Here is a 24909-nt window from a genome sequence, read left to right as displayed (position 1 = left end):
CGAAGAGGCGCCTCGGGAGGGTCTTCAATGCTAAAGTCCGGCCTTTCTATGCAATGACCCTGCGCATGGCTATCATGCGTGCCTCATTGTGAGGCGATACTTGCATGCTGACGTTGTTAGAACTTCTAAAAGATGGCCGATTCCATTCCGGAGAAGCACTTGGCGCAGCCCTGGGCGTTAGTCGCAGTGCAGTCTGGAAGCAGCTCCAGCATCTTGAGGCCGAATTGAATCTGCCGGTCCACAAGGTTCGTGGGAGGGGATATCAATTAGCTTCGCCGCTGGTTTTCTTGAGTTCCGAGCAGATTGCACTGCATACGTCTTCCCTCGCGTGGCCTATCCATATCTACGACTCCATCGACTCGACAAATGCCGAGGCTCTGCGCCTTGTTGAGGTTGAGCGTGCGACGCCGTACCTGGTGCTTGCGGAGCAGCAAACGGCGGGAAGAGGGCGACGTGGTCGAAAGTGGGTCAGCCCATTCGCTCAGAATGTGTATTACAGCCTCTTATTGCGTATCGAGAATGGTCCGCGACAGCTGGAAGGCCTGAGCCTTGTGGTTGGCTTGGCGGTAATGCAGGCGCTGCGTGAGTCTGGAGTGCGGGGGGCGGCTCTGAAGTGGCCAAACGACGTCCTGGTGGGGCAGAAGAAGATTGCCGGGATTTTACTGGAGCTCGTAGGGGATCCTGCGGATATTTGCCACGTTGTCCTCGGCATCGGTATTAACGTGAATATGCAGAAGGCTGAAGAGGTTGATCAGCAATGGACGTCAGTGCAGTTGGAGACGGGGTCTCCAGTTGATCGTAACTCTCTGGTGGCACGCCTGTGCTTGCAGCTGCAAAGCTACTTGGATCGACACAGGGCGCAAGGTTTTTCATCGCTTCGGGATGAGTGGGAAAAAGGTCATGCCTGGCAGGGAAAGGCAGTGTCACTCATAGCGGGTGCCAACCGTGTCGATGGGGTGGTGCTGGGTATCGACGGTCAGGGGGCATTACGTTTAAGTGTCGGTGGTGTTGAGAAAACATACAGTGGTGGTGAGTTAAGCCTGAGGTTGCGTGATGATTCTTGAACTCGACTGTGGGAATAGCTTCATCAAGTGGCGCGTACTTGATTCGGATCGGGCGACGGCATCTGCAGAAGGTGTCGCTAGTTCGGATGTTGCATTGATTGAAAGCCTGTCAGTGCTGCCTGGTGTGTTATTGACACATTGCCGGTTGGTGAGTGTTCGTGCTCTGGACGAAACAAAAAATCTGGTTGAGGCGCTGGTGGAGGCCTTTGGCGTTGCGGTTTCCTGCGCTGTTTCTGCGCGAGAAATGGCTGGGGTGCGCAACGGTTACGAAGATTTCGAGCGTCTTGGCCTTGATCGCTGGTTAGCAATGCTGGGCGGCTTCAAATTGGCGTCGGGCGCATGCCTGGTGCTTGATTTCGGTACGGCTGCTACTGCAGATTTTGTTGCTGGCGATGGTGAGCATTTAGGTGGTTTCATCTGTCCTGGTATGCCCCTCATGCGTAATCAGCTGCGCACGCATACGCGCAAGATACGTTACGACGATGCAGCTGCTGAAAGAGCCTTGGAGCGTCTATCGCCAGGGCATACGACCGTAGAGGCTGTAGAGCGTGGCTGTACGTTGATGCTCAGAGGGTTTGTGCTGACCCAGCTTGAGCTGGCCCGAAGTTATTGGGGTGATAACTTCACTGTATTCCTGACGGGTGGCGATGCTGATTTGGTGAGGGATGCCGTGCCTCAGGCTCGACTCGTTCCTGATTTGATTTTCGTAGGTCTGGCAATGGCGTGCCCTTTATCTTGAGGTGTTTATGCGTTGGCTGTTTTTGCTTTTATTGATCCTGAACGCCTTCTACTACATATGGCATCAGCAAGAGGCGCCGTTGCGTGCTAAAGACGTGACCCCTCTGAGCCTCTATCGGAATACGCAGCAGGATATTCGCCTGCTGAGCGAGTCTTCCGACGCTGTGGTGCGCAAGGATCGGGCTAAGGCATCTGATGCGCAAAATACTTGCTTATACATTGGTGGCTTTGCCGACCAGCGACAGGCGCAATTCCTTGAGCAGCGCCTCACTAGCCTGGATATAAAGGTTAAGGTACAGCTGCTGAGTGCTCCTGATGCGCAAGGTTACTGGCTTCGAGTTGCCCCGGAAAGCCGACGCCTGGCTGACGACCTACCCTTTGAAAACCTTGCTAAGGAATTCAATGAGTTAAAACATAAAATAATGCTGTGCGAAGGCATTGCAACTCTCGAATAGTTTGCATAGAATGGCGCCCGCTTCGCAGTGAAGACCTTTAAGGTCTAAGGTGCGAAGCGAAGGTCAATGCAGCTAACCTCATATTTTTAATGAGAAAATGCTTGACAGAAGGCCGGCGTGATGTAGAATGCCGGCTCGCTTAGGAGGGGTTCCCGAGCGGCCAAAGGGATCAGACTGTAAATCTGACGTCTGCGACTTCGAAGGTTCGAATCCTTCCCCCTCCACCATTTTAGCGTGAGCTGCAAGCTCCGCGGGTATAGTTTAGTGGTAGAACCTCAGCCTTCCAAGCTGATGATGCGGGTTCGATTCCCGCTACCCGCTCCAAGTTTGCAGGTTGTGCATTGTGTTTCGCTCTTGTAGCTCAGTTGGTAGAGCACACCCTTGGTAAGGGTGAGGTCAGCGGTTCAAATCCGCTCAAGAGCTCCATATAACAAGGCAGATATGAAAATATCTGCCTTTGTTTTAACGACTGGCTCGGCTTGATGGTGTTTAGATTGCTTGTTGTTGAGTGATTTCAAGTCTTTGGGGGTTGGTTGTTGTAAAGTCTTTTTCGGGTCTGCATAATGGTCGGCCTGATTTTGTTTTAGGTCAGTAGCTCAATTGGCAGAGCGACGGTCTCCAAAACCGTAGGTTGGGGGTTCGATTCCCTCCTGACCTGCCAGATTCGCATGGTGTGTCTGGCTTTCTTTTCACAGGATCTTCATAGATGACTCCTAAGGCTGAAGCTCAAAGCTCTCGTTTCGATCTCGTCAAGTGGCTCGCTGTGGTCGCTTTGGTGGTCGTGGGCGTTGTTGGCAACCAGTACTATTCTGCTTCGCCGATCCTGTACCGCGTTCTCGTTTTGCTCGCCCTTGCTGCTGTAGCTGCCTTTGTAGGCCTGCAGACTGCCAAAGGCAAGTCTTTCGCGGTCCTGGTGAAGGAAGCTCGCACCGAAATTCGTAAAGTCGTTTGGCCAACTCGCCAAGAAACCACGCAGACCACGTTGATTGTTGTGGCTGTTGTTCTGGTTATGGCGTTGCTGTTGTGGGGTCTTGATTCCCTGCTCGGCTGGCTTGTTTCCTTGATTGTTGGCTAAGGGTGTCCCGTGGCTAAGCGTTGGTACGTTGTGCATGCTTACTCGGGTTACGAGAAGCATGTTATGCGCTCTTTGCTGGAGCGCGTAAAGCTGGCAGGCATGGAAGATGGCTTCGGCGAAATTCTGGTTCCCACTGAAGAAGTGGTTGAAATGCGGAATGGTCAGAAGCGCAAGAGTGAGCGCAAGTTCTTTCCTGGCTACGTGCTGGTGCAGATGGACATGAATGAGGGTACTTGGCACTTGGTCAAGGACACTCCTCGTGTTATGGGCTTCATCGGCGGTACTGCTGATAAGCCTGCTCCGATCACTGACAAAGAGGCAGAAGCAATTCTGCGTCGTGTCGCCGACGGTAGCGACAAGCCCAAGCCGAAGACGTTGTTCGAGCCGGGTGAGGTTGTTCGTGTCACGGATGGTCCGTTTGCTGATTTCAACGGGACTGTCGAAGAGGTTAACTACGAAAAGAGCCGGATCCAGGTCGCGGTGCTCATTTTCGGTCGCTCTACTCCGGTAGAGTTGGAATTCAGCCAGGTCGAGAAGGTCTAGCTGAGTAAGCATCCCAACCCCGCAGCCTTAGGCTGTGGGGTTTTGTCGTCACTGGGATAAACGCGCAAGTAACCGGGGAGCCTTTCGAGGCGCTTGAACCCGTAATTGGAGTGCCTCATGGCCAAGAAGATTACCGCTTACATCAAGCTGCAAGTGAAGGCCGCTCAGGCCAACCCAAGCCCACCTGTTGGTCCAGCCCTGGGTCAGCATGGCGTGAACATCATGGAATTCTGCAAGGCTTTCAACGCCCGTACTCAGGGTCTTGAGCCAGGTCTGCCGACTCCAGTGATCATCACTGTATACAGCGACCGTAGCTTCACTTTCGAAACCAAGTCGACCCCGGCTTCGGTTTTGCTGAAGAAGGCTGCTGGTCTGACTAGCGGTTCCGCTCGTCCTAACACCGTTAAGGTTGGCACCGTAACTCGTGCTCAGCTGGAAGAAATCGCGAAAACCAAAAACGCGGATCTGACTGCAGCTGATATGGATGCAGCCGTGCGTACCATCGCCGGTTCTGCTCGTAGCATGGGCCTTAACGTGGAGGGTGTGTAATGGCTAAGCTGACCAAGCGCCAAAAGGCTATCGCCGGCAAAATCGAAGCGGGCAAGTCCTACAATTTTGTAGACGCTGCTGCTCTGCTGACCGAGCTGTCGACTGTCAAGTTCAGCGAGTCCGTTGACGTTGCTGTAAACCTGGGTGTAGACCCACGTAAATCTGACCAGGTCGTTCGTAGCGCTACTGTGCTGCCACACGGTACTGGTAAGACTGTTCGTGTAGCTGTCTTTACTCAAGGCCCTGCAGCTGAAGCTGCTCTGGCCGCCGGCGCTGACCGCGTTGGTATGGACGACCTGGCTGCCGAAATGAAAGGCGGCGACCTGAACTACGACGTAGTTATTGCTTCCCCGGACGCAATGCGTGTTGTGGGTCAATTGGGTCAGATCCTGGGTCCACGTGGCCTGATGCCTAACCCTAAGGTCGGCACCGTAACGCCAGACGTAGCTACCGCGGTTAAAAACGCCAAGGCTGGTCAGGTTCGTTATCGTACCGATAAAAACGGCATCATTCACACCTCCGTTGGCAAGGTCGGCTTCGACGCCGTCAAGCTGAAGGAAAACGTTGAAGCCCTGATCGCCGATCTGAAGCGTATCAAGCCAGCTTCCTCGAAAGGTATCTACGTCAAGCGCGTTACCCTGAGCACCACCATGGGCCCAGGTCTGGTCATCGACCAAGGCTCGCTGGACGTATAAGACACAAATTGGCGTAAGTGATTGCGCCAATTGAAAGATTGGGGTCCCTGCCTGGCGGGGGCTATCCAAGACCGTAGGCGACGCAAGTCTTAAACCAACAAGCCTACGCAGATGGTGCTCCCGGTTCCTTACCGAATCAGACACCAAAACGACATCCGGCTCCGGCCAGATGAAACGGTAACAAGCAGGAGTTAAACCCGTGGCAATTAATCTCGAAGACAAGAAGGCCATCGTCGCTGAAGTCAACGAGGCTGCCAAAGCTGCTCTGTCCGCTGTCGTGGCTGATGCCCGTGGTGTGACAGTAGGCGCTATGACCGGACTCCGTAAAGAGGCTCGTGAAGCTGGCGTGTACGTACGTGTTGTACGTAACACTCTGCTCAAGCGCGCTGTTGCTGACACTGAATACAGTGTCCTCAATGACGTGTTCACCGGCCCGACTCTGATTGCGTTCTCCAAGGATCATCCAGGCGCTGCTGCCCGTTTGTTCAAAGAGTTCGCTAAGAGTCAGGATAAGTTCGAGATCAAGGCAGCTGCGTTCGAGGGCAAGTTCCTCGCAGCTAACCAAATCGACGTACTGGCAACACTGCCGACCCGTAACGAAGCCATTTCGCAGCTGATGAGCGTGATTCAAGGCGCTACCAGCAAGCTGGCTCGTACTCTGGCTGCAGTTCGCGAGCAAAAAGAAGCTGCCGCAGCCTAAGGCTGAGCAACTTCTCTCGCGTATTTTTGTTTATTTCGATGGCCGCGTAGGCCGTCCCCCAATTCAGGAAATACAGCAATGTCTATCTCCCAAGACGATATCCTCAACGCCGTAGCTGAAATGTCGGTTCTGCAGGTTGTTGAGCTGATCAAAGCTTTCGAAGAAAAATTCGGCGTTTCCGCTGCCGCTGCTTCCGCTGGCCCAGCTGCTGCTGCTGCCGTTGTTGAAGAGCAAACCGAATTCAACGTCATGCTGCTGGAAGCTGGCGAGAAGAAAGTTAACGTCATCAAGGCAGTACGTGAACTGACCGGCCTGGGCCTGAAAGAAGCCAAGGCTGTAGTTGACGGCGCTCCTGCTATGGTTCTGGAAGCAGTGACCAAAGACGCAGGCGACAAAGCTAAAGCAACTCTGGAAGAAGCAGGCGCTAAAGTCGAGCTGAAGTAAGCATCGACCTTGCGTCTCCAGCCCAAGCGTTAAGCTGAAGGCTGATGGCTGGTGGCTCTTGCCACCGGCCTTTTTCCGTTCTTGGCTGTCGACTCGGTCGCCGCCATTAACGTGCTGTAGCCACCCGATGCGGTGGTGCAAACCATGGGGTTTGCAAGATTTTCTGGCTGCTCCCGTCGGGAGGGCCAAACAAGCAGGTGACCAAGCTGGGGAACGCTGATGGCTTACTCATATACTGAGAAAAAACGTATCCGCAAGGACTTTAGCAAGTTGCCGGACGTCATGGATGTCCCGTACCTTCTGGCTATCCAGCTGGATTCGTATCGTGAATTCTTGCAGGCGGGAGCGACCAAAGATCAGTTCCGCGACGTGGGCCTGCATGCGGCCTTCAAATCCGTTTTCCCGATCATCAGCTACTCCGGCAATGCTGCGCTGGAGTACGTCGGTTATCGCCTGGGCGAACCGGCATTTGATGTCAAAGAATGCGTGTTGCGCGGTGTTACGTACGCCGTACCTTTGCGGGTAAAAGTCCGTCTGATCATTTTCGACAAAGAGTCGTCGAACAAAGCGATCAAGGACATCAAAGAGCAAGAAGTCTACATGGGCGAAATCCCATTGATGACTGAGAACGGTACCTTCGTTATCAATGGTACCGAGCGTGTTATCGTTTCCCAGCTGCACCGTTCCCCGGGCGTGTTCTTCGATCACGACCGCGGCAAGACGCACAGCTCCGGCAAGCTCCTGTACTCCGCGCGGATCATTCCGTACCGCGGTTCGTGGTTGGACTTCGAGTTCGATCCGAAAGACTGCGTGTTCGTGCGTATCGACCGTCGTCGCAAGCTGCCGGCCTCGGTACTGCTGCGCGCGCTCGGTTACACCACTGAGCAAGTCCTGGATGCGTTCTACACCACCAACGTATTCAGCCTGAAGGATGAAACCCTCAAGCTGGAGCTGATCGCTTCGCGTCTGCGTGGTGAAATTGCTGTCCTGGACATTCAGGATGAAAAGGGCAAAGTCATCGTTGAGGCTGGCCGTCGTATCACTGCGCGGCACATCAACCAGATCGAAAAAGCGGGTATCAAAGAGCTGGAAGTTCCCCTGGACTATGTCCTGGGCCGTACTACCGCGAAGGTCATCGTTCACCCGGCTACAGGCGAAATCCTGGCTGAGTGCAACACCGAGCTGAACACCGAGATCCTGGCCAAAATTGCCAAGGCGCAGGTTGTTCGCATCGAGACCCTGTACACCAACGATATCGACTGTGGTCCGTTCGTCTCCGACACCCTGAAGATCGACTCCACCAGCAACCAATTGGAAGCGCTGGTAGAAATCTATCGCATGATGCGTCCTGGCGAGCCACCAACCAAAGACGCCGCAGAAACCCTGTTCAACAACCTGTTCTTCAGCCCTGAGCGCTACGACCTGTCTGCGGTCGGCCGGATGAAGTTCAACCGTCGTATCGGTCGCACCGAGATCGAAGGTTCGGGTGTGCTGTGCAAGGAAGACATCGTTGCGGTCTTGAAGACTCTGGTCGACATCCGTAACGGCAAAGGCATCGTCGATGACATCGACCACCTGGGTAACCGTCGTGTTCGCTGCGTAGGCGAAATGGCCGAGAACCAGTTCCGCGTTGGCCTGGTGCGTGTTGAGCGTGCGGTCAAAGAGCGTCTGTCGATGGCTGAAAGCGAAGGCCTGATGCCGCAAGACCTGATCAACGCCAAGCCAGTGGCTGCGGCGGTGAAAGAGTTCTTCGGTTCCAGCCAGCTCTCGCAGTTCATGGACCAGAACAACCCGCTTTCCGAGATCACCCACAAGCGCCGTGTTTCCGCACTGGGCCCGGGCGGTCTGACCCGTGAGCGTGCTGGCTTTGAAGTGCGTGACGTACACCCGACTCACTACGGTCGTGTATGCCCAATCGAAACGCCGGAAGGCCCGAACATCGGTCTGATCAACTCCCTGGCCGCCTATGCGCGCACCAACCAGTACGGCTTCCTTGAGAGCCCGTACCGTGTGGTGAAAGACGCCCTGGTCACCGACGAGATCGTGTTCCTGTCCGCCATCGAAGAAGCTGATCACGTGATCGCTCAGGCTTCGGCCACGATGAACGACAAGAAGGTCCTGATCGACGAGCTGGTGGCTGTTCGTCACCTGAACGAGTTCACCGTCAAGGCGCCGGAAGACGTCACCTTGATGGACGTATCGCCGAAGCAGGTAGTTTCGGTCGCAGCGTCGCTGATCCCGTTCCTGGAACACGATGACGCCAACCGTGCGTTGATGGGTTCCAACATGCAGCGTCAAGCTGTACCGACCCTGCGTGCCGACAAGCCGCTGGTAGGTACCGGCATGGAGCGTAACGTAGCCCGTGACTCCGGCGTTTGTGTCGTGGCTCGTCGTGGCGGCGTGATCGATTCCGTTGATGCCAGCCGTATCGTGGTTCGTGTTGCTGATGACGAAGTTGAAACGGGTGAAGCCGGTGTCGACATCTACAACCTGACCAAATACACCCGCTCGAACCAGAACACTTGCATCAACCAGCGTCCGCTGGTGCGCAAGGGTGATCGCGTTCAGCGTAGCGACATCATGGCTGACGGTCCGTCCACCGATATGGGTGAATTGGCTCTGGGTCAGAACATGCGCATCGCGTTCATGGCATGGAACGGCTTCAACTTCGAAGACTCCATCTGCCTGTCCGAGCGTGTGGTTCAAGAAGATCGCTTCACCACGATCCACATTCAGGAACTGACCTGTGTGGCGCGTGACACCAAGCTTGGGCCAGAGGAAATCACTGCAGACATCCCGAACGTGGGTGAAGCTGCACTGAACAAGCTGGACGAAGCCGGTATCGTTTACGTAGGTGCTGAAGTGGGTGCGGGCGACATCCTGGTTGGTAAGGTCACTCCGAAAGGCGAGACCCAACTGACTCCGGAAGAGAAGCTGCTGCGTGCCATCTTCGGTGAAAAAGCCAGCGACGTTAAAGACACCTCCCTGCGTGTACCTACCGGTACCAAGGGTACTGTCATCGACGTGCAGGTCTTCACCCGTGACGGCGTCGAGCGTGATGCTCGTGCACTGTCCATCGAGAAGACCCAGCTCGACGAGATCCGCAAGGACCTCAACGAAGAGTTCCGTATCGTTGAAGGCGCGACCTTCGAACGTCTGCGTTCCGCCCTGGTAGGCCACAAGGCTGAAGGCGGCGCAGGTCTGAAGAAAGGTCAGGACATCACCGACGAAATCCTCGACGGTCTTGAGCACGGCCAGTGGTTCAAACTGCGCATGGCTGAAGATGCTCTTAACGAGCAGCTCGAGAAGGCCCAGGCCTATATCGTTGATCGTCGCCGTCTGCTGGACGACAAGTTCGAAGACAAGAAGCGCAAACTGCAGCAGGGCGATGACCTGGCTCCAGGCGTGCTGAAAATCGTCAAGGTTTACCTGGCAATCCGTCGCCGCATCCAGCCGGGCGACAAGATGGCCGGTCGTCACGGTAACAAAGGTGTGGTCTCCGTGATCATGCCGGTTGAAGACATGCCGCACGATGCCAATGGCACCCCGGTCGACGTCGTCCTCAACCCGTTGGGCGTACCTTCGCGTATGAACGTTGGTCAGATCCTTGAAACCCACCTGGGCTTAGCGGCTAAAGGTCTGGGCGAGAAGATCAATCGTATGATCGAAGAGCAGCGCAAGGTTGCTGACCTGCGTAAGTTCCTGCACGAGATCTACAACGAGATCGGCGGTCGCAAGGAAGAGCTGGATACATTCTCCGACCAGGAAATCCTGGATCTGGCGAAGAACCTGCGCGGTGGCGTTCCAATGGCTACCCCGGTGTTCGACGGTGCCAAGGAAAGCGAAATCAAGGCCATGCTGAAACTGGCAGACCTGCCAGAAAGCGGCCAGATGCAGCTGTTCGACGGCCGTACCGGCAACAAGTTCGAGCGCCCGGTTACTGTTGGCTACATGTACATGCTGAAGCTGAACCACTTGGTAGACGACAAGATGCACGCTCGTTCTACCGGTTCGTACAGCCTGGTTACCCAGCAGCCGCTGGGTGGTAAGGCTCAGTTCGGTGGTCAGCGTTTCGGGGAGATGGAGGTCTGGGCACTGGAAGCATACGGTGCCGCTTACACTCTGCAAGAAATGCTCACAGTGAAGTCGGACGATGTGAACGGTCGTACCAAGATGTACAAAAACATCGTGGATGGCGATCACCGTATGGAGCCGGGCATGCCCGAGTCCTTCAACGTGTTGATCAAAGAAATTCGTTCCCTCGGCATCGATATCGATCTGGAAACCGAATAACACGTGACGCGAATCGAGAGCGGGGCTGTTTAGCCCGCTCTCTGCTCCGCCAGGAGGAAAGGCCTTGAAAGACCTACTGAATTTGCTGAAAAACCAGGGTCAAGTCGAAGAGTTCGACGCCATCCGTATTGGATTGGCCTCGCCTGAGATGATCCGTTCGTGGTCGTTCGGTGAAGTTAAAAAGCCGGAAACCATCAACTACCGTACGTTCAAACCTGAGCGTGACGGCCTGTTCTGCGCCAAGATCTTTGGCCCGGTAAAGGATTACGAGTGCCTGTGCGGTAAGTACAAGCGCTTGAAGCACCGTGGTGTGATCTGCGAGAAGTGTGGCGTTGAAGTTGCACTGGCCAAGGTTCGTCGTGAGCGCATGGCGCACATCGAGCTGGCTTCGCCGGTTGCCCACATCTGGTTCCTGAAATCGCTGCCGTCCCGTATCGGCTTGCTGATGGACATGACCCTGCGTGATATCGAACGCGTTCTCTACTTCGAGAGCTATGTCGTTATCGATCCAGGCATGACTACCCTTGAAAAAGGTCAGCTGCTGAACGACGAGCAGTACTTCGAGGCGTTGGAAGAGTTCGGTGATGATTTCGATGCCCGCATGGGTGCCGAAGCTGTCCGCGAACTGCTGCACGCTATCGACCTGGAGCACGAGATTGGTCGTCTGCGCGAAGAGATTCCGCAAACCAACTCCGAAACCAAGATCAAGAAGCTGTCCAAGCGTCTGAAGTTGATGGAAGCCTTCCAGGGTTCCGGCAACCTGCCAGAGTGGATGGTGCTGACCGTTCTGCCGGTTCTGCCGCCGGATCTGCGTCCGCTGGTGCCGTTGGATGGTGGTCGTTTCGCGACTTCCGACCTCAACGACCTGTACCGCCGTGTGATCAACCGTAACAACCGCTTGAAGCGCCTGCTCGATCTGTCCGCTCCGGACATCATCGTGCGCAACGAAAAGCGTATGTTGCAGGAAGCTGTCGATGCCCTGCTCGACAACGGTCGTCGTGGCCGCGCTATCACCGGTTCCAACAAGCGTCCTCTGAAATCCTTGGCTGACATGATCAAGGGTAAGCAAGGTCGTTTCCGTCAGAACTTGCTCGGTAAGCGTGTTGACTACTCTGGTCGTTCGGTAATTACCGTAGGCCCGACCCTGCGTCTGCACCAGTGCGGTCTGCCTAAGAAGATGGCACTTGAGCTGTTCAAGCCATTCATCTTCGGCAAGCTGGAAATGCGCGGTCTCGCGACCACCATCAAAGCGGCCAAGAAAATGGTCGAGCGCGAGCTGCCAGAGGTTTGGGACGTTCTCGCTGAAGTGATTCGCGAACACCCGGTTCTCCTCAACCGTGCACCGACCCTTCACCGTCTGGGTATCCAGGCGTTTGAACCGGTACTTATCGAAGGTAAGGCTATCCAGCTGCACCCTCTGGTCTGTGCTGCGTACAACGCCGACTTCGACGGCGACCAAATGGCCGTGCACGTACCGCTGACACTGGAAGCCCAGTTGGAAGCGCGTGCGTTGATGATGTCGACCAACAACATTCTGTCGCCAGCCAACGGTGAGCCAATCATCGTTCCGTCGCAGGACGTTGTATTGGGTCTGTACTACATGACCCGTGAGGCGATCAACGCCAAAGGCGAAGGTCGTGTGTTCGCTGACCTGCAGGAAGTTGACCGGGTGTTCCGTGCCGGCGAAGCCGCACTGCACGCCAAGGTCAAAGTGCGCATCAACGAAACTGTCAACGACCGTGATGGCGGCAGCGTGAGCGGCACCCGTATTGTCGACACCACCGTTGGCCGTGCGCTGTTGTACCAGGTTGTGCCAAAAGGCCTGTCGTACGACGTCGTCAACCTGCCGATGAAGAAAAAGGCGATCTCCAAGCTGATCAACCAATGCTATCGCGTGGTTGGTCTGAAAGAGACCGTGATCTTCGCTGACCAGTTGATGTACACCGGTTTTGCCTATTCGACCATTTCCGGCGTTTCCATCGGTGTTAACGACTTCGTTATTCCTGATGAAAAAGCCCGCATCATCAGTGCTGCTACTGATGAAGTGAAAGAGATCGAAAGCCAGTACGCCTCGGGCCTGGTAACACAGGGCGAGAAGTACAACAAAGTGATCGACCTTTGGTCCAAGGCCAACGACGAAGTGTCCAAGGCGATGATGGCCAACCTCTCGAAAGAGAAGGTCATCGACCGTCACGGCGACGAAGTTGACCAAGAGTCCTTCAACTCGATGTACATGATGGCCGACTCGGGCGCACGGGGTTCTGCTGCGCAGATCCGTCAGCTCGCCGGTATGCGTGGCCTGATGGCCAAGCCGGACGGCTCCATCATCGAAACGCCGATTACTGCGAACTTCCGTGAAGGTTTGAGCGTACTCCAGTACTTCATCTCTACTCACGGTGCTCGGAAAGGTCTGGCGGATACCGCGTTGAAAACCGCTAACTCCGGTTACCTGACGCGTCGTCTGGTAGACGTTGCGCAAGATCTGGTTGTCACCGAGATCGACTGCGGCACCGAGCACGGCCTGCTGATGACTCCGCACATTGAAGGCGGTGACGTTGTAGAGCCGCTGGGTGAGCGCGTACTGGGTCGTGTTATTGCCCGTGACGTATTCAAGCCAGGTACCGAGGAAGTTATCGTTCCTGCCGGCACTCTGGTTGACGAGAAGTGGGTCGAGTTCATCGAACTCAACAGCATCGACGAAGTAATCGTTCGCTCGCCGATCAGCTGCGAAACCCGCTACGGCATTTGCGCCAAGTGCTACGGCCGTGACTTGGCTCGTGGTCACCAGGTGAACATCGGTGAAGCGGTCGGCGTTATTGCTGCCCAGTCCATCGGTGAGCCGGGTACCCAGCTGACCATGCGTACGTTCCACATTGGTGGTGCGGCAAGCCGGACCTCCGCAGCCGACAGCGTTCAGGTGAAGAATGGCGGTACTGTCCGCCTGCACAACCTGAAGCACGTTGAGCGAGTGGATGGTCACCTGGTTGCTGTGTCGCGTTCCGGTGAGCTGGCAATCGCTGATGACTACGGTCGTGAGCGTGAGCGCTACAAGCTGCCGTACGGTGCTGTGATTTCGGTTAAAGAGGGTGACAAGGTCGACGCTGGCGCAATCGTGGCCAAGTGGGATCCGCACACTCACCCAATCGTTACCGAAATGAAAGGTACCGTGACCTACGTGGGCATGGAAGAAGGCATCACGATCAAGCGTCAGACTGACGAATTGACCGGTATGACCAACATTGAAGTACTCGACGCGAAAGATCGTCCAGCTGCCGGTAAGGACATCCGTCCTGCCGTGAAAATGGTCGATGACAACGGCAAGGATCTGTTGCTGCCAGGCACTGACGTAATCGCTCAGTACTTCCTGCCAGCCAACGCCCTGGTCGGTGTAGCGGATGGTGCGAAGATCGCGATCGGTGATGTTATCGCGCGTATCCCGCAAGAAACTTCGAAGACCCGTGACATCACCGGTGGTTTGCCGCGTGTTGCCGACTTGTTCGAAGCTCGTCGTCCGAAAGAAGCGTCGATTCTGGCTGAAGTCAGTGGCACTATCGCGTTCGGTAAAGAAACCAAGGGCAAGCGCCGTCTGGTTATTACCCCGAACGACGGTACCGATCCGTACGAAGAGCTGATTCCAAAGTGGCGTCACCTGAACGTGTTCGAAGGCGAACAGGTAAACCGCGGCGAAGTGATCTCCGACGGCCCGAGCGATCCACACGACATCCTGCGTCTGCTGGGTGTGAGTGCGCTGGCCAAGTACATCGTTAACGAGATCCAGGACGTTTACCGCCTGCAAGGCGTGAAGATCAACGATAAGCACATCGAGACCATCCTGCGTCAGATGCTGCGTAAAGTTGAGATCGCTGAATCCGGCGATTCCAGTTTCATCAAGGGCGACCAGATGGAACTGACTCACGTGCTGGTGGAAAACGAGCGTCTGGCTGGCGACGAGAAATTCGTTTCCAAGTTCACTCGCGTACTGCTGGGTATCACCAAGGCGTCGTTGTCCACTGAGTCGTTCATCTCGGCGGCCTCCTTCCAGGAGACCACTCGCGTACTGACCGAAGCAGCGGTAACCGGCAAGCGCGATTACCTGCGCGGCCTGAAAGAGAACGTGGTCGTGGGTCGTCTGATCCCGGCTGGTACCGGTTTGGCCTATCACAGCGAGCGTAAGCGTCGCCGTGATGCTGACAAGCCGTTGCGCGTAAGCGCCAGTGAAGTGGAAGCCGCACTGACCGAAGCGCTGAACTCAAGCGGTAACTGAGTTCTGCGGTAAATAAGTCTGGGCCCTGGCAGCCCCCATTCGTCGGATCAAGGCAAATTTGCCCGGCTTCGACGGGAGGGGAGGTCGGGGCCTTGCCTTGACTGGGGGCAAGATCCTCTTTAGACTCTTGTACCCCTAAATTTGGCGGGAATTCGTTCCTGCCATTTTGCTTTTCTTGCAAGACAATAGCGTCGCAAGACAACAGTGGAGCTAGTAGATGGCAACTATCAACCAGCTGGTACGTCAGCCGCGTAAGCGTATCGTCGAGAAATCCGACGTGCCTGCGCTGCAGAACTGCCCGCAACGTCGTGGCGTATGCACCCGTGTGTATACCACCACGCCGAAAAAACCTAACTCGGCACTGCGTAAAGTATGCCGTGTGCGCCTGACCAACGGTTTCGAGGTTTCCTCGTACATCGGCGGTGAAGGCCACAACCTGCAAGAGCACAGCGTGGTACTGATCCGCGGCGGTCGTGTAAGAGACTTGCCAGGTGTTCGTTATCACACCGTACGCGGCTCCTTGGATACTTCCGGCGTTAAAGGTCGTAACCAGGGTCGTTCGAAGTACGGTACCAAGAAGCCTAAGTAGTAGCGGCTTTTTGTAAAACTGAATCATCTTATTTTCTGAGTCGATAAGAGTAAGGTCGGAGGCGTCCCGAAAGGGCACCGATTCCGAGCGAACCTGAAGACCGTTTGAGGGCTTATCCATGCCAAGAAGACGCGTAGCAGCCAAGCGCGAAGTGCTTGACGATCCAAAATACGGAAGCCAAATTCTGGCCAAGTTCATGAACCACGTGATGGAAAGCGGCAAGAAAGCCGTTGCCGAGCGTATCGTTTATGGCGCGCTGGAAAAGGTTAAAGAACGCAAGAACAGCGACCCCCTGGAAATCTTCGAGAAAGCTCTCGACGCCATCGCTCCGCTGGTCGAAGTGAAGTCGCGCCGTGTAGGCGGTGCTACTTACCAGGTTCCGGTCGAAGTTCGTCCGTCCCGTCGTAACGCTCTGGCAATGCGCTGGTTGGTAGACTTCGCCCGTAAGCGCGGCGAGAAGTCTATGGCTCTGCGTTTGGCCGGCGAACTGTTGGACGCTGCTGAAGGTAAAGGTGCTGCTGTTAAGAAGCGTGAAGACGTGCACCGTATGGCTGAAGCTAACAAAGCTTTCTCGCACTACCGCTTCTAATCTTAGCTTCACTAATTTTGCGAGGGCTTTATGGCTCGTACTACTCCGATTAGCCGCTACCGTAACATCGGTATCGTTGCTCACGTGGATGCTGGTAAAACCACCACCACCGAGCGCGTACTGTTTTACACCGGCAAAAGTCACAAAATGGGCGAGGTGCATGATGGCGCCGCGACCACAGACTGGATGGTTCAGGAGCAGGAGCGTGGTATTACCATTACTTCTGCTGCTATTACCGCCTTCTGGAAAGGTTCCGAGAAGCAGTACAAAGATGAGCACCGCTTCAACGTTATCGATACCCCAGGCCACGTAGACTTCACTATTGAAGTTGAACGTTCCCTGCGCGTACTCGACGGCGCTGTCGTTGTGTTCTGCGGTACCTCGGGTGTGGAGCCTCAGTCGGAAACCGTATGGCGTCAAGCCAACAAATACGGCGTTCCGCGTCTTGTTTACGTAAACAAGATGGACCGTGCTGGTGCCAACTTCCTGCGCGTGATCGGTCAGATCAAGCAGCGTCTGGGTCATACTCCGGTGCCAATCCAATTGGCTATCGGTTCCGAAGACAACTTCCAGGGTCAGATCGATCTGATCAACATGGAAGCGGTCTACTGGAATGACGCTGACAAAGGTATGGTTCCTGTTCGCAAGCCTATCCCTGCAGAATTGCAGGAACTGGCTGACGAGTGGCGCAACAACATGGTTGAGGCTGCCGCCGAAGCCAGCGAAGAGCTGATGAACAAGTACCTCGAAGGTGAAGAACTCACCAACGTGGAAATCAAGGCCGCTCTGCGTCAGCGTACTATCGCTGGTGAAATCGTCTTGGCTGTTTGCGGTTCTTCCTTCAAGAACAAGGGTGTTCCCCTGGTTCTCGACGCCGTGATCGACTACCTGCCTGCTCCTACCGACATTCCTGCTATCAAGGGTACCAACCCTGATAACGAGGAAGAAGAGATGGAGCGTCATGCTGACGACAGCGAGCCGTTCTCGGCTCTGGCGTTCAAGATCGCTACCGACCCATTCGTGGGTACTCTGACCTTCGTCCGCGTTTACTCGGGCGTGTTGGCCTCCGGCGACGGCGTGATCAACTCGGTCAAAGGCAAGAAAGAGCGTGTGGGTCGTATGGTGCAAATGCACGCAAACGCCCGTGAAGAGATCAAGGAAGTGCGCGCTGGTGACATCGCGGCCTTGATCGGCATGAAGGACGTCACCACTGGTGAGACTTTGTGCGACGCTGCCAAGCCAATCATCCTGGTTCGCATGGACTTCCCGGAGCCGGTTATTTCGGTTGCCGTTGAGCCTAAGACCAAGGATGACCAGGAAAAAATGGGTATCGCTCTGGGCAAGCTTGCTCAGGAAGATCCATCTTTCCGCGTCAAAACTGATGAAGAGACTGGTCAAACGATCATCTCTGGCATGGGCGAGTTGCACCTGGACATCCTGGTTGACCGGATGCGCCGTGAGTTCAACGTCGAAGCCAACATCGGTAAGCCTCAGGTTTCCTATCGTGAGCGCATCACGAAGAACTGCGAAATCGAAGGCAAGTTCGTTCGTCAGTCCGGCGGTCGTGGTCAGTTCGGTCACTGCTGGATCCGTTTTGCTCCTGCTGACGAAGGTCAGGAAGGTCTGCAATTCGTGAACGAAGTAGTAGGTGGTGTTGTTCCTAAGGAATACATCCCTGCTATCCAGAAGGGTATCGAAGAGCAGATGAAGAACGGTGTTGTTGCCGGCTATCCGCTGATCGGCCTGAAAGCAACCGTTTTTGACGGTTCTTACCACGACGTCGACTCCAACGAGATGGCGTTTAAGGTGGCTGCTTCCATGGCAACCAAGCAACTGGCCCAGAAGGGCGGTGGTGAGTTGCTTGAGCCAATCATGGCGGTAGAAGTTGTTACACCTGAAGACTATATGGGTGATGTCATGGGCGACCTTAACCGTCGTCGCGGCATGATCTTGGGTATGGAAGACACGGTTTCCGGCAAAGTGATTCGCGCCGAGGTTCCGTTGGGTGAGATGTTCGGTTATGCGACCGACGTTCGCTCCATGTCCCAGGGTCGCGCAAGCTACTCTATGGAATTCAAAAAATACAACACAGCTCCGGCGCACATCGCTGAAACTGTATCCAAAAAACAAGGCTGATTCAGTCCTTTAGGCAAGGAGTTAATTGTCGTGGCTAAAGAAAAATTTGATCGTTCCCTACCGCACGTCAACGTTGGCACTATCGGTCACGTTGACCACGGTAAAACCACTCTGACCGCAGCTCTGACTCGCGTCTGCTCCGAGGTTTTCGGTTCTGCAGTCGTTGATTTCGATAAAATCGACAGCGCTCCAGAAGAAAAAGCTCGTGGTATCACCATCAACACCGCGCACGTCGAGTACAACTCGAAGATCCGTCACTACGCTCACGTTGACTGCCCAGGTCACGCTGACTATGTGAAGAACATGATCACTGGTGCTGCCCAGATGGACGGCGCGATCCTGGTTTGCTCGGCCGCTGATGGTCCGATGCCACAAACCCGTGAGCACATCCTGCTGTCCCGTCAGGTAGGCGTTCCGTACATCGTGGTTTTCCTGAACAAGGCTGACCTGGTAGACGACGCTGAGCTGCTGGAACTGGTTGAGATGGAAGTGCGCGATCTGCTGAGCACTTACGACTTCCCAGGCGACGACACTCCGATCATCATCGGTTCCGCTCGTATGGCGCTGGAAGGCAAAGACGATAACGAAATGGGCACCACTGCCGTTCGTAAACTGGTTGAAACCCTGGACAGCTACATCCCAGAACCAGTTCGTCTGACCGACAAGCCGTTCCTGATGCCAATCGAAGACGTATTCTCGATCTCCGGTCGTGGTACTGTTGTGACTGGTCGTATCGAGCGCGGTATCGTTCGCGTTCAAGATGCGCTGGAAATCGTTGGTCTGCGTGACACTACCAACACTGTTTGCACTGGTGTTGAAATGTTCCGCAAGCTGCTCGACGAAGGTCGTGCTGGCGAGAACTGCGGCGTTCTGCTGCGTGGTACCAAGCGTGACGACGTTGAGCGTGGCCAGGTTCTGGTTAAGCCAGGTTCGGTTAAGCCGCACACCAAGTTCACCGCAGAAGTTTACGTTCTGAGCAAGGAAGAAGGCGGTCGTCACACTCCGTTCTTCAAAGGCTACCGTCCACAGTTCTACTTCCGTACTACTGACGTGACTGGTAACTGCCAGCTGCCAGAAGGCGTTGAAATGGTAATGCCAGGCGATAACATCCAAATGGAAGTTACCCTGATCAAGACCATCGCAATGGAAGACGGTCTGCGCTTCGCTATCCGTGAAGGCGGCCGTACCGTTGGTGCTGGTGTTGTAGCTAAAATCATCGAGTAAGCGTCTCTTCTGAGATAGCTTCGATGCTTTGAAAAGCCCCCGCTCAGCGGGGGCTTTTTTATTGGGTTGACACCTATCTAGGGCGTCTATAGAATTGCGCCTCCTTTTAACGGGCGTATTGCGCTCGCTGGGAATAGCAGCCGGAGTCTGAAATCCAATGCAAAATCAGCAAATCCGTATCAGGTTGAAGGCTTTTGACCATCGCCTGATCGACCAATCCACCCAGGAAATCGTGGAAACCGCGAAACGTACTGGTGCTCAAGTGCGTGGTCCAATTCCACTGCCTACCCGTAAAGAGCGGTTCACCGTTCTGGTCTCCCCGCACGTCAACAAAGACGCGCGTGACCAGTACGAGATCCGTACTCATAAGCGCGTACTGGACATCGTCCAGCCAACGGATAAAACCGTTGATGCTCTTATGAAGCTTGATCTGGCGGCCGGTGTGGAAGTACAGATCAGCCTCGGCTAAGACTTGGGTCTTAGTCGTGTAACGCTCTGAAATGGGCGGCCATAGCGGGTGAAAGCCCCGTACACTCATGAGGTTTACAACATGACTATTGGTGTAGTCGGTCGTAAATGCGGTATGACCCGTATTTTCACCGAAGAAGGTGTCTCCATTCCGGTTACGGTCATTGAGATCGAGCCGAATCGCGTCACCCAGTTCAAAACTGAAGAAACCGATGGCTATCGTGCAGTGCAAGTCACTGTCGGCGAGCGTCGCGCTTCGCGTGTGACTGCTGCTCAAGCAGGTCACTTCGCTAAAGCAAACGTTGCAGCTGGTCGTACTGTCATGGAGTTCCGTCTTGAAGAAGGCGACTACCAGGCTGGCGATCTGATCAACGCTGAAATCTTCGCCGCTGGTCAGCTGGTTGATGTAACCGGTCAGTCCAAGGGTAAAGGCTTCCAGGGTACGATCAAGCGTTGGAATTTCCGTGGTCAAGACAACACTCACGGTAACTCCGTTTCCCACCGCGTCCCGGGCTCTATTGGCCAGTGCCAGACTCCTGGTCGTGTATTCAAGGGCAAAAAAATGTCCGGTCATATGGGCGCTGAGCGCGTGACCGTGCAGTCCCTCGAAGTAGTGCGCGTCGACGCTGAACGCAATCTGTTGTTGGTCAAGGGTGCTGTTCCTGGCGCTACTGGCGGCAACCTGGTTGTACGTCCAGCGGCCAAGGCTCGCGGTTAAGGGGAAGCTGACATGCAATTAAATGTAAATGACGCTCAAGCGATCGAAGTTTCCGAACTGACATTTGGCGGCGAATTCAACGAGACGCTGGTTCACCAAGCAGTCGTGGCCTACATGGCCGGCGGCCGTCAAGGTAGCAAGCAGCAAAAGACCCGTTCCGACGTTCGTGGTGGCGGTAAGCGCCCTTGGCGTCAGAAAGGTACTGGCCGTGCTCGTGCCGGTACTATCCGTAGCCCAATCTGGCGCGGCGGCGGTACCACTTTCGCAGCTCGTCCGCAGGATCACTCTCAGAAGCTCAACAAGAAGATGTATCGCGCAGCACTGCGCTCCATCCTTGCTGAACTCGTGCGTACTGATCGCCTGGTCGTGGTTCAGGACTTCGCTGTTGAAAGTCCAAAAACCAAAGATCTGCTGGGCAAACTGAACAACATGAGCCTGACCGACGTTTTGATCGTGTCTGAAGCTGTTGATCAGAACCTGTACCTGGCTGCTCGTAACCTGCCACACGTTGATGTACGTGACGTGCAAGGTTCCGATCCAGTTAGTCTGATCGCATACGACAAGGTGTTGATCACCGTGTCGGCCGTGAAGAAATTCGAGGAGCTGCTGGGATGAACCAGGAACGCGTATTTAAAGTTCTGCTTGGCCCGCACGTTTCCGAAAAGGCTACGGTTCTGGCTGACAAGAAAGGCCAGTTCGTTTTCAAGGTTGCAACTGACGCAACCAAGCTGGAAATCAAGAAGGCCGTCGAAAGCCTGTTCAGCGTGAAAGTTGAGCGTGTTACTACCCTGAATGTTCTGGGTAAGAGCAAGCGCACTGCTCGCGGTCTGGGCAAGCGTAATGACTGGAAGAAGGCAGTTATCTCCCTTCAGCCAGGCCAAGATCTCGATTTCAGCAGCAGTGCTGAGTAAGGAAGGGGTGCATCATGGCAATCGTTAAATGCAAACCGACTTCCCCTGGCCGCCGTTTTGTGGTCAAGGTGGTCAACCAGGAGCTGCATAAAGGCGCTCCTCACGCACCGCTGCTCGAGAAGAAATCGAAGACTGGTGGTCGTAACAACAATGGTCGTATTACCACTCGTCACATTGGTGGTGGCCATAAGCAGCATTATCGTCTGGTCGACTTCCGTCGCAACGACAAAGATGGCATCGCTGCCACTGTCGAGCGTATCGAATACGATCCAAACCGTACTGCTCACATCGCTCTGCTGCTGTACGCAGATGGCGAGCGCCGCTACATCATCGCGCCTAAAGGCGTGAGTGCTGGCGACCAGCTGATCGCAGGTGCCCTGGCACCGATCAAGCCGGGCAACGCTCTGCAACTGCGTAACATTCCAGTTGGTAGCACCGTACACGGCATCGAATTGAAGCCAGGTAAAGGCGCGCAAATCGCTCGTTCCGCTGGTGCTTCGGCTCAGCTGATCGCTCGTGAAGGTGTCTACGTGACCCTGCGTCTGCGTTCTGGTGAGATGCGTAAAGTGCTGGCTGAATGCCGTGCGACCCTGGGTGAAGTCTCGAACTCCGAGCACAGCCTGCGTTCGCTGGGTAAAGCTGGTGCCAAACGCTGGCGTGGCGTTCGCCCAACCGTTCGTGGTGTTGCCATGAACCCGGTTGACCACCCACACGGTGGTGGTGAAGGTCGTACCTCTGGTGGTCGTCATCCGGTATCGCCATGGGGCTTCCCGACTAAGGGCGCGAAGACTCGTGGTAATAAGCGTACCGACAAAATGATCGTCCGTCGTCGCAAGTAAATAGAGGGATACGACAGTGCCACGTTCTCTGAAAAAAGGTCCTTTTATTGATCTTCACCTACTGAAGAAGATCGAAGTGGCGGCGGAAAAGAACGATCGCAAACCAGTTAAGACCTGGTCGCGTCGTTCGATGATCCTGCCACAAATGGTCGGTCTGACCATCGCTGTACACAACGGTCGTCTGCACGTCCCAGTTCTCGTTAACGAAGACATGGTCGGCCACAAACTAGGCGAGTTTGCCGGTACCCGCACTTATCGTGGGCACGTGGCAGACAAGAAAGCCAAGCGTTAAGGGGTAAGGAAATGGAAGTAGCCGCTAAGTTGTCGGGCGCTCGAATCTCCGCCCAGAAAGCCCGCTTGGTCGCCGACCAGATCCGCGGGAAGAAGGTGGGCGAAGCGCTCAACCTGTTGGCTTTCAGCAGTAAGAAAGCCGCCGAGATCATGAAGAAAGTGCTGGAGTCGGCCGTAGCCAACGCCGAGCATAACGAAGGCGCAGACGTTGATGACCTGAAGGTCAGCACCGTTTTCGTCAACGAAGGGCGTTCGCTGAAGCGCATCATGCCACGTGCCAAAGGCCGTGCTGATCGCATCGTCAAGCGGTCTTGCCATATCACTGTCAAGGTTGCTGACAAGTAACGGAGTCGAAGAGATGGGTCAGAAAGTACATCCCATTGGCATTCGCCTGGGAATCGTCAAGGAGCACACCTCCGTCTGGTACGCAGACGGTCGGACTTATGCGGACTATTTGTTCGCTGATCTGAAGGTGCGTGAGTATCTCCAAGACAAACTAAAAAGCGCGTCCGTAAGCCGTATCGATATCCATCGTCCGGCGCAAACTGCACGTATCACCATCCACACCGCTCGTCCAGGTATCGTTATCGGGAAGAAAGGTGAAGATGTTGAGAAACTGCGTCAGGACCTGACCAAGCAAATGGGTGTGCCTGTGCACATCAATATCGAAGAGATCCGCAAGCCGGAGCTCGACGGTATGCTGGTTGCGCAGAGCGTAGCTCAGCAGCTGGAGCGTCGCGTAATGTTCCGTCGCGCTATGAAGCGCGCCGTACAGAACGCCATGCGCATTGGTGCCAAAGGCATCAAAATCCAAGTGAGCGGTCGTCTCGGCGGTGCTGAAATCGCACGTACTGAATGGTATCGCGAAGGTCGTGTGCCACTGCACACCCTGCGTGCCGACATCGACTATGCCAACTACGAAGCTCACACCACTTACGGTGTGATCGGTGTAAAGGTTTGGATCTTCAAAGGCGAAGTAATTGGTGGTCGCCAAGAAGAACTGAAACCACAAGCACCAGCGCCTCGTAAAAAAGCTGCTAAGTAAGGGGTACGCCAAATGTTGCAACCAAAGCGTACGAAGTTCCGCAAGCAGATGACAGGCCACAACCGTGGTCTGGCTCAGCGCGGTAGCAAAGTCAGCTTCGGCGAGTTCGCGCTGAAGTCTGTAGCTCGTGGTCGTCTCACCGCTCGTCAGATCGAGTCAGCGCGTCGTGCACTGACCCGTCACGTTAAACGTGGCGGCAAGATCTGGATCCGTGTATTCCCGGACAAACCGATCTCCAAAAAGCCTCTCGAGGTTCGGATGGGTAAAGGTAAGGGTAACGTGGAATACTGGGTAGCCCAGATTCAGCCAGGCAAAGTCCTGTATGAAATCGAGGGTGTAACTGAAGAGCTGGCGCGTGAGGCTTTTGCCCTGGCTGCTGCAAAGCTGCCGCTCGCCACCGCCTTTGTTAAACGGACGGTGATGTGATGAAAGCGAATGAACTTCGTGAAAAATCCGCACAGCAGCTGAACGAGCAACTGCTCGGCCTGCTGCGCGACCAGTTCAATCTGCGCATGCAGAAAGCAACTGGCCAGTTGGGGCAGTCTCATCTGCTCTCGCAAGTTAAGCGTGACATCGCTCGCGTGAAGACTGTGCTCAACCAGCAGGCAGGTAAGTGATCATGGCTGAAGCCGAAAAGACTGTCCGTACGCTGACTGGCCGTGTTGTCAGCGACAAGATGGACAAAACCATCACCGTTTTGATCGAGCGTCGCGTTAAGCACCCGATCTACGGTAAATATGTTAAGCGTTCGACTAAGCTGCACGCGCACGACGAAACCAACCAGTGCCACATCGGCGACAAAGTCACTATTCGTGAAACTCGTCCGCTGGCCAAGACCAAGTCTTGGGCATTGGTTGATGTTCTCGAACGCGCTGTGGAAGTCTAAGGACTAGGGGTCGGAGAAATTATATGATTCAGACTCAATCCATGCTCGATGTGGCCGATAACAGCGGCGCTCGCCGTGTTATGTGCATCAAGGTGCTGGGTGGCTCCCATCGTCGTTACGCTGGTATCGGTGACATCATCAAAGTTACCGTCAAGGAAGCAATTCCTCGCGGTAAAGTGAAAAAAGGCCAAGTGATGACTGCTGTTGTAGTCCGCACTCGTCACGGCGTACGTCGTGCAGATGGCTCCATTATCCGCTTTGATGGCAACGCTGCTGTTCTTCTGAACAACAAGCAAGAGCCGATCGGCACCCGTATCTTTGGGCCAGTGACCCGTGAACTTCGTACTGAGAAGTTCATGAAGATCGTCTCGCTCGCCCCAGAAGTGCTGTAAG

The 24909-nt window shown here is 55.0% G+C and carries 27 protein-coding genes and 4 tRNA genes; all 31 read left to right on the top strand.

Annotated features, from left to right (window positions below):
* The first annotated feature begins 104 nt into the window (after positions 1-104).
* Entirely contained in the window at positions 105-1064 is a 960-nt protein-coding gene (gene birA / locus V3W40_RS22355; protein ID WP_065924110.1) for a bifunctional biotin--[acetyl-CoA-carboxylase] ligase/biotin operon repressor BirA, read from the top strand.
* On the top strand, positions 1054-1803 hold the full coding sequence (locus tag V3W40_RS22350; protein ID WP_065924111.1) for a pantothenate kinase: 750 nt from the start codon (positions 1054-1056) through the stop codon (positions 1801-1803). The genes birA and V3W40_RS22350 overlap by 11 nt, the downstream gene beginning before the upstream one ends.
* 7 nt (positions 1804-1810) lie before the next feature.
* A complete protein-coding gene (locus tag V3W40_RS22345) occupies positions 1811-2257 on the top strand; it encodes a hypothetical protein (RefSeq protein ID WP_027605161.1) in 447 nt (148 codons plus the stop codon).
* A gap of 142 nt (positions 2258-2399) precedes the next feature.
* A tRNA-Tyr gene (locus V3W40_RS22340) sits at positions 2400-2484 on the top strand.
* A 23-nt stretch (positions 2485-2507) separates the two neighbouring features.
* A tRNA-Gly gene (locus V3W40_RS22335) sits at positions 2508-2581 on the top strand.
* Between the two features lie 26 nt (positions 2582-2607).
* Positions 2608-2683 (top strand) — tRNA-Thr (locus tag V3W40_RS22330).
* A gap of 159 nt (positions 2684-2842) precedes the next feature.
* A tRNA-Trp gene (locus tag V3W40_RS22325) sits at positions 2843-2918 on the top strand.
* A 45-nt stretch (positions 2919-2963) separates the two neighbouring features.
* The gene (gene secE / locus V3W40_RS22320) at positions 2964-3332 is read left to right on the top strand and encodes a preprotein translocase subunit SecE (RefSeq protein ID WP_027605162.1); all 369 of its coding nucleotides are present in this window, start codon (positions 2964-2966) and stop codon (positions 3330-3332) included.
* A 9-nt stretch (positions 3333-3341) separates the two neighbouring features.
* The gene (nusG, locus tag V3W40_RS22315) at positions 3342-3875 is read left to right on the top strand and encodes a transcription termination/antitermination protein NusG (protein ID WP_003176436.1); all 534 of its coding nucleotides are present in this window, start codon (positions 3342-3344) and stop codon (positions 3873-3875) included.
* A 117-nt stretch (positions 3876-3992) separates the two neighbouring features.
* A complete protein-coding gene (gene rplK / locus V3W40_RS22310; RefSeq protein ID WP_003176435.1) occupies positions 3993-4424 on the top strand; it encodes a 50S ribosomal protein L11 in 432 nt (143 codons plus the stop codon).
* On the top strand, positions 4424-5119 hold the full coding sequence (gene rplA, locus V3W40_RS22305; protein ID WP_003176434.1) for a 50S ribosomal protein L1: 696 nt from the start codon (positions 4424-4426) through the stop codon (positions 5117-5119). Before rplK ends, rplA begins: the two co-directional genes overlap by 1 nt.
* Positions 5120-5318: 199 nt before the next feature.
* Positions 5319-5819, top strand: a complete 501-nt coding sequence (gene rplJ, locus V3W40_RS22300) for a 50S ribosomal protein L10 (protein ID WP_003176433.1) — start codon at positions 5319-5321, stop codon at positions 5817-5819.
* Positions 5820-5897: 78 nt separating this feature from the next.
* Positions 5898-6263, top strand: a complete 366-nt coding sequence (gene rplL, locus V3W40_RS22295) for a 50S ribosomal protein L7/L12 (RefSeq protein WP_053138313.1) — start codon at positions 5898-5900, stop codon at positions 6261-6263.
* A gap of 219 nt (positions 6264-6482) precedes the next feature.
* The gene (gene rpoB, locus V3W40_RS22290; RefSeq protein ID WP_027605164.1) at positions 6483-10556 is read left to right on the top strand and encodes a DNA-directed RNA polymerase subunit beta; all 4074 of its coding nucleotides are present in this window, start codon (positions 6483-6485) and stop codon (positions 10554-10556) included.
* A 64-nt stretch (positions 10557-10620) separates the two neighbouring features.
* Positions 10621-14820 (top strand): DNA-directed RNA polymerase subunit beta', encoded by a 4200-nt coding sequence (gene rpoC, locus V3W40_RS22285; RefSeq protein WP_065924112.1) that lies wholly within the window; start codon positions 10621-10623, stop codon positions 14818-14820.
* A gap of 217 nt (positions 14821-15037) precedes the next feature.
* Entirely contained in the window at positions 15038-15409 is a 372-nt protein-coding gene (rpsL, locus tag V3W40_RS22280; protein WP_005745987.1) for a 30S ribosomal protein S12, read from the top strand.
* 118 nt (positions 15410-15527) lie between these two features.
* Positions 15528-15998 carry a 30S ribosomal protein S7 gene (gene rpsG / locus V3W40_RS22275; protein WP_002555493.1) on the top strand — a complete coding sequence of 157 codons (471 nt, stop codon included), beginning with the start codon at positions 15528-15530 and terminating at the stop codon, positions 15996-15998.
* 30 nt (positions 15999-16028) lie between these two features.
* Complete coding sequence (fusA, locus tag V3W40_RS22270; RefSeq protein WP_003210087.1) at positions 16029-18134, top strand: elongation factor G; 2106 nt, start codon at positions 16029-16031, stop codon at positions 18132-18134.
* 30 nt (positions 18135-18164) lie between these two features.
* Entirely contained in the window at positions 18165-19358 is a 1194-nt protein-coding gene (gene tuf, locus V3W40_RS22265) for an elongation factor Tu (RefSeq protein ID WP_027605166.1), read from the top strand.
* A 157-nt stretch (positions 19359-19515) separates the two neighbouring features.
* Positions 19516-19827 carry a 30S ribosomal protein S10 gene (gene rpsJ / locus V3W40_RS22260; RefSeq protein WP_003186070.1) on the top strand — a complete coding sequence of 104 codons (312 nt, stop codon included), beginning with the start codon at positions 19516-19518 and terminating at the stop codon, positions 19825-19827.
* Positions 19828-19908: 81 nt separating this feature from the next.
* Positions 19909-20544 (top strand): 50S ribosomal protein L3, encoded by a 636-nt coding sequence (gene rplC, locus V3W40_RS22255; RefSeq protein ID WP_007253310.1) that lies wholly within the window; start codon positions 19909-19911, stop codon positions 20542-20544.
* Between the two features lie 12 nt (positions 20545-20556).
* The gene (gene rplD, locus V3W40_RS22250) at positions 20557-21159 is read left to right on the top strand and encodes a 50S ribosomal protein L4 (RefSeq protein WP_003176424.1); all 603 of its coding nucleotides are present in this window, start codon (positions 20557-20559) and stop codon (positions 21157-21159) included.
* On the top strand, positions 21156-21455 hold the full coding sequence (gene rplW / locus V3W40_RS22245; RefSeq protein ID WP_002555488.1) for a 50S ribosomal protein L23: 300 nt from the start codon (positions 21156-21158) through the stop codon (positions 21453-21455). The genes rplD and rplW overlap by 4 nt, the downstream gene beginning before the upstream one ends.
* A 14-nt stretch (positions 21456-21469) precedes the next feature.
* On the top strand, positions 21470-22294 hold the full coding sequence (gene rplB / locus V3W40_RS22240; protein ID WP_003210080.1) for a 50S ribosomal protein L2: 825 nt from the start codon (positions 21470-21472) through the stop codon (positions 22292-22294).
* A gap of 16 nt (positions 22295-22310) precedes the next feature.
* The gene (gene rpsS, locus V3W40_RS22235; protein WP_003232420.1) at positions 22311-22586 is read left to right on the top strand and encodes a 30S ribosomal protein S19; all 276 of its coding nucleotides are present in this window, start codon (positions 22311-22313) and stop codon (positions 22584-22586) included.
* A gap of 11 nt (positions 22587-22597) precedes the next feature.
* Positions 22598-22930, top strand: coding sequence for a 50S ribosomal protein L22 (rplV, locus tag V3W40_RS22230; RefSeq protein ID WP_003103908.1), 333 nt, complete (start codon positions 22598-22600; stop codon positions 22928-22930).
* Between the two features lie 13 nt (positions 22931-22943).
* Positions 22944-23630 carry a 30S ribosomal protein S3 gene (gene rpsC / locus V3W40_RS22225; protein ID WP_003176422.1) on the top strand — a complete coding sequence of 229 codons (687 nt, stop codon included), beginning with the start codon at positions 22944-22946 and terminating at the stop codon, positions 23628-23630.
* Positions 23631-23642: 12 nt separating this feature from the next.
* Positions 23643-24056: a 50S ribosomal protein L16 gene (gene rplP / locus V3W40_RS22220; RefSeq protein WP_003232424.1), complete on the top strand. Its 414-nt coding sequence runs from the start codon at positions 23643-23645 to the stop codon at positions 24054-24056.
* Complete coding sequence (gene rpmC / locus V3W40_RS22215; RefSeq protein ID WP_002555481.1) at positions 24056-24247, top strand: 50S ribosomal protein L29; 192 nt, start codon at positions 24056-24058, stop codon at positions 24245-24247. Before rplP ends, rpmC begins: the two co-directional genes overlap by 1 nt.
* A gap of 2 nt (positions 24248-24249) precedes the next feature.
* Positions 24250-24516, top strand: a complete 267-nt coding sequence (gene rpsQ / locus V3W40_RS22210; protein WP_003176419.1) for a 30S ribosomal protein S17 — start codon at positions 24250-24252, stop codon at positions 24514-24516.
* 23 nt (positions 24517-24539) lie between these two features.
* Complete coding sequence (gene rplN, locus V3W40_RS22205) at positions 24540-24908, top strand: 50S ribosomal protein L14 (RefSeq protein ID WP_002555479.1); 369 nt, start codon at positions 24540-24542, stop codon at positions 24906-24908.
* Position 24909: the final 1 nt, after the last annotated feature.

The organism is Pseudomonas sp. AM8 (assembly GCF_036346475.1).
In the GTDB taxonomy this organism is placed as follows: Bacteria; Pseudomonadota; Gammaproteobacteria; order Pseudomonadales; family Pseudomonadaceae; genus Aquipseudomonas; species Aquipseudomonas marginalis.
This window is presented reverse-complemented; position numbering and strand designations above follow the sequence as displayed.

Excerpts from the sequence above, each read along its gene's own strand:
- rplD (WP_003176424.1), top strand. The coding sequence starts at position 20,557 with ATGCAATTAAATGTAAATGACGCTCAAGCGATCGAAGTTTCCGAACTG.
- rplP (WP_003232424.1), top strand. The coding sequence starts at position 23,643 with ATGTTGCAACCAAAGCGTACGAAGTTCCGCAAGCAGATGACAGGCCAC.
- rpoB (WP_027605164.1), top strand. The coding sequence starts at position 6,483 with ATGGCTTACTCATATACTGAGAAAAAACGTATCCGCAAGGACTTTAGC.
- fusA (WP_003210087.1), top strand. The coding sequence starts at position 16,029 with ATGGCTCGTACTACTCCGATTAGCCGCTACCGTAACATCGGTATCGTT.
- rpsJ (WP_003186070.1), top strand. The coding sequence starts at position 19,516 with ATGCAAAATCAGCAAATCCGTATCAGGTTGAAGGCTTTTGACCATCGC.
- rpsL (WP_005745987.1), top strand. The coding sequence starts at position 15,038 with ATGGCAACTATCAACCAGCTGGTACGTCAGCCGCGTAAGCGTATCGTC.
- rplC (WP_007253310.1), top strand. The coding sequence starts at position 19,909 with ATGACTATTGGTGTAGTCGGTCGTAAATGCGGTATGACCCGTATTTTC.
- V3W40_RS22345 (WP_027605161.1), top strand. The coding sequence starts at position 1,811 with ATGCGTTGGCTGTTTTTGCTTTTATTGATCCTGAACGCCTTCTACTAC.
- rplW (WP_002555488.1), top strand. The coding sequence starts at position 21,156 with ATGAACCAGGAACGCGTATTTAAAGTTCTGCTTGGCCCGCACGTTTCC.
- rpsQ (WP_003176419.1), top strand. The coding sequence starts at position 24,250 with ATGGCTGAAGCCGAAAAGACTGTCCGTACGCTGACTGGCCGTGTTGTC.
- rplL (WP_053138313.1), top strand. The coding sequence starts at position 5,898 with ATGTCTATCTCCCAAGACGATATCCTCAACGCCGTAGCTGAAATGTCG.
- birA (WP_065924110.1), top strand. The coding sequence starts at position 105 with ATGCTGACGTTGTTAGAACTTCTAAAAGATGGCCGATTCCATTCCGGA.
- rplN (WP_002555479.1), top strand. The coding sequence starts at position 24,540 with ATGATTCAGACTCAATCCATGCTCGATGTGGCCGATAACAGCGGCGCT.
- V3W40_RS22350 (WP_065924111.1), top strand. The coding sequence starts at position 1,054 with ATGATTCTTGAACTCGACTGTGGGAATAGCTTCATCAAGTGGCGCGTA.
- secE (WP_027605162.1), top strand. The coding sequence starts at position 2,964 with ATGACTCCTAAGGCTGAAGCTCAAAGCTCTCGTTTCGATCTCGTCAAG.
- rplA (WP_003176434.1), top strand. The coding sequence starts at position 4,424 with ATGGCTAAGCTGACCAAGCGCCAAAAGGCTATCGCCGGCAAAATCGAA.
- rplB (WP_003210080.1), top strand. The coding sequence starts at position 21,470 with ATGGCAATCGTTAAATGCAAACCGACTTCCCCTGGCCGCCGTTTTGTG.
- rplK (WP_003176435.1), top strand. The coding sequence starts at position 3,993 with ATGGCCAAGAAGATTACCGCTTACATCAAGCTGCAAGTGAAGGCCGCT.
- rpsC (WP_003176422.1), top strand. The coding sequence starts at position 22,944 with ATGGGTCAGAAAGTACATCCCATTGGCATTCGCCTGGGAATCGTCAAG.
- rplV (WP_003103908.1), top strand. The coding sequence starts at position 22,598 with ATGGAAGTAGCCGCTAAGTTGTCGGGCGCTCGAATCTCCGCCCAGAAA.
- rpsG (WP_002555493.1), top strand. The coding sequence starts at position 15,528 with ATGCCAAGAAGACGCGTAGCAGCCAAGCGCGAAGTGCTTGACGATCCA.
- rpmC (WP_002555481.1), top strand. The coding sequence starts at position 24,056 with ATGAAAGCGAATGAACTTCGTGAAAAATCCGCACAGCAGCTGAACGAG.